The sequence below is a fragment of the Acinetobacter sp. NBRC 110496 genome, assembly GCF_000876115.1.
In the GTDB taxonomy this organism is placed as follows: Bacteria; Pseudomonadota; Gammaproteobacteria; order Pseudomonadales; family Moraxellaceae; genus Acinetobacter.
The window spans coordinates 1-2,582 of record NZ_BBTF01000110.1 but is presented as its reverse complement, the minus strand read 5'-3'; the positions used below and the strand labels follow the sequence as shown (position 1 = coordinate 2,582).

Sequence of the window (2,582 nt, the reverse complement as noted above, 5' to 3'; positions counted from 1 at the left end):
GGGGATACTTACACTAAGAAAACCTTATTATGGGGTAGATTTAATGCTGACCTACCTATTGCACCAGTAGAGCCTATAGAGGGATCTAAAATGCACAAGTTATATGGTGGGAAAAGCTTGGCCACTAAAAATGCTCGAAGTGTAACGCCTGTTGGTTTTGCATATTCATTCTTTATGGCCAATAACGCGCATGACCATAAACTGATGGCATTTTCAAACAAATATGACCGATTAGACCGGAATCTTTTAAAACTCGCTCTGAATTCAGGAGTTTCTGAATATGAAATTTCGTCTGCCATCGATGATGCTTACTATGATTATGATGATTTGGCAGCCATTGATTCTATAAATGAACTAATGCTTGCCTAAGTATTCATACAGTATTCGCGTACACGAATTTAGTGGCAAAAAGCCAAAAACTTGGAGTTTATATTATGTTTAATTTATTACCACACGAACTTATTGTTGATAATTTTGCCGGGGGTGGTGGAACATCAACCGGTTTAGAACGTGCATTTGGGAGACCGATTGATATTGCTATTAATCATGATCCTAAAGCTTTGGCGATGCACCGGGTAAATCATCCTCTTACAAAACATTATTGTGAAAGTGTTTGGGATGTAGATCCAGTTGAAATCACTGGTAATCAACCCGTTGGATTAGTCTGGTTGAGCCCAGACTGTAAACACCATTCCAAAGCTAAGGGAGGTAAACCTCTCAATAAAAACATTAGGGGATTGGCCTGGATTGCATTGCGCTGGGCAGCAAAGGTTCGACCTCGTGTAATAATGCTTGAAAATGTAACGGAGTTTGCAGAATGGGGTGACCTTGATAAAGATGGACGTCCATGCCCAAAGCGTAAGGGACGAACGTTTAATTGCTTTGTAAATGCATTGAAATATCAAGGATACTCAGTTGAATACAAAGAATTAAAAGCATGTGACTTCGGTTCACCAACTATACGAAATCGATTTTTCTTAATAGCTCGCCGTGATGGATTGCCAATCGTATGGCCAAAGGAAACCCATGGTAATCCTAATACCAGTCTTGTAAAAAAGGGACGTTTATTGCCATGGCGTACAGCTGCTGAATGCGTAGATCTAAGTTTTGATTGCCCTAGTATATTTAAAAGAAAAAAAGCACTGGCACCAGCTACGTTAGAGCGTATTGTTCGCGGTATTTTGAAATATATCGTTCATAATCCAGAGCCATATATCGTTGATGCAGCTGCTCCAATTCTTACAGAATGTGCAAATGGATCAAGTCGGAGATCAATGCCGATCGATGAGCCTTTGAGGACAATTACAGCTGAAACTAAAGGCGGTACCCACTCACTATATGTTTGTCACCTTTCAAAAATGAAAAATGGATGTACTGGCCAAGAGTTAAATGAACCTATGCATACACTCACAACAGTAAATCAATTTGCAGAGGTACGAGCTTTATTAACGAGATTTACTGAAGGGTTAAATTTCAAAAATGAACTTTTTGAAAAATTTGGAATCATTGAAATCAATGGTGAACGCTATTGTATTGAAGATATTGGCTTTAGAATGCTTCAACCATTTGAACTTTATAAGGCTCAAGGCTTTCCGCATGATTATATTTTCAGTTATGGACATGATGAAAATAACCAACAATTGAAGTTAACTAAACAAGACCAATATCGTATGGTCGGTAACTCAGTACCACCTGATTTATCTTATGCACTGGTTCTGGCCAACTTTACTCATGAACAGGAATATAGTCTGGCCTCATAAGGCTATTTGCATTCTATAAATTATGAGTTAAAAAAAGAGGTCCCTAATGACCTCTTTTTAAGCTAGATAATAAAATTAATAATTACACTTAAACCAATTTGCTTTACTGTCCCAAACCGTTCTACCAGCTTCAAGTGGGATCTGGTTGTACAACACATCACTTCCAGCTGAGATTCCATTTTGGGTATTTAAAAAGCCTTTGATATGGAACAGAGCCATTAATTATAAAGCAGGGGAATAAGTTTATCCTTGTCTGTGATCGTGGATTCCCATCGGATATTGAAGATCCGAGTATTTATAATTACTTGTCCAATTATATCCAATAGAAATCATTTTCTATAAAACAGAGTGTGTTTCCACACTCTGTTTTATACGGTATTTAGGTCCTTTAAAAGTTCAAAAGCATCCATTTCTTTAACGATGTTCAATAAATATTGCCTGTTGTTTAATAGCAATTCATCAAAGTGACGTATATCAACGATATTACTTAAATTATGTATTTTGAATTGATTTTTTGACATGTAATTAATGCATTCATCTTGATCAAAACATTTTGTTGCTGGAGATCCTGATTCACTTATGAAAATAATGCTGCTGTTCCACATAGATAAATAAAAATATCTGTAAATTTTATCATTTCGCGAAGAGTACCAGTCAGGAAGCATAATTTCACAAGAGTACTTAACATCACCTCCATGAGAATATTGATCCCAAAGTTCAATCATTTCAGAACGTTTTAATTTAGATGTCTCCAGTGCTAAAACTGTGTATTGAGAATCCCTACTTAACCCTAATTTAAAACACATATCTGCGTAATTAATC

1 protein-coding gene and 2 pseudogenes are annotated in these 2,582 nt (G+C 36.5%); 2 read left to right on the top strand and 1 reads right to left on the bottom strand.

Annotation, left to right across the window (positions count from 1 at the left end):
• Positions 1-369, top strand: a pseudogene (locus tag Aba26S_RS20605) (DNA cytosine methyltransferase); the annotation flags it as partial.
• A gap of 65 nt (positions 370-434) precedes the next feature.
• Positions 435-1,760 (top strand): DNA cytosine methyltransferase, encoded by a 1,326-nt coding sequence (locus Aba26S_RS20600; protein ID WP_005006017.1) that lies wholly within the window; start codon positions 435-437, stop codon positions 1,758-1,760.
• 368 nt (positions 1,761-2,128) lie between these two features.
• On the opposite strand, the pseudogene Aba26S_RS20595 reads toward Aba26S_RS20600, so the two are convergent.
• A pseudogene (locus tag Aba26S_RS20595) lies at positions 2,129-2,582 on the bottom strand (hypothetical protein); the annotation flags it as partial.

What these genes read in the sequence shown, in the direction of transcription:
- Aba26S_RS20600 (WP_005006017.1), top strand. Translation starts at nt 435, where the DNA reads ATGTTTAATTTATTACCACACGAACTTATTGTTGATAATTTTGCCGGG.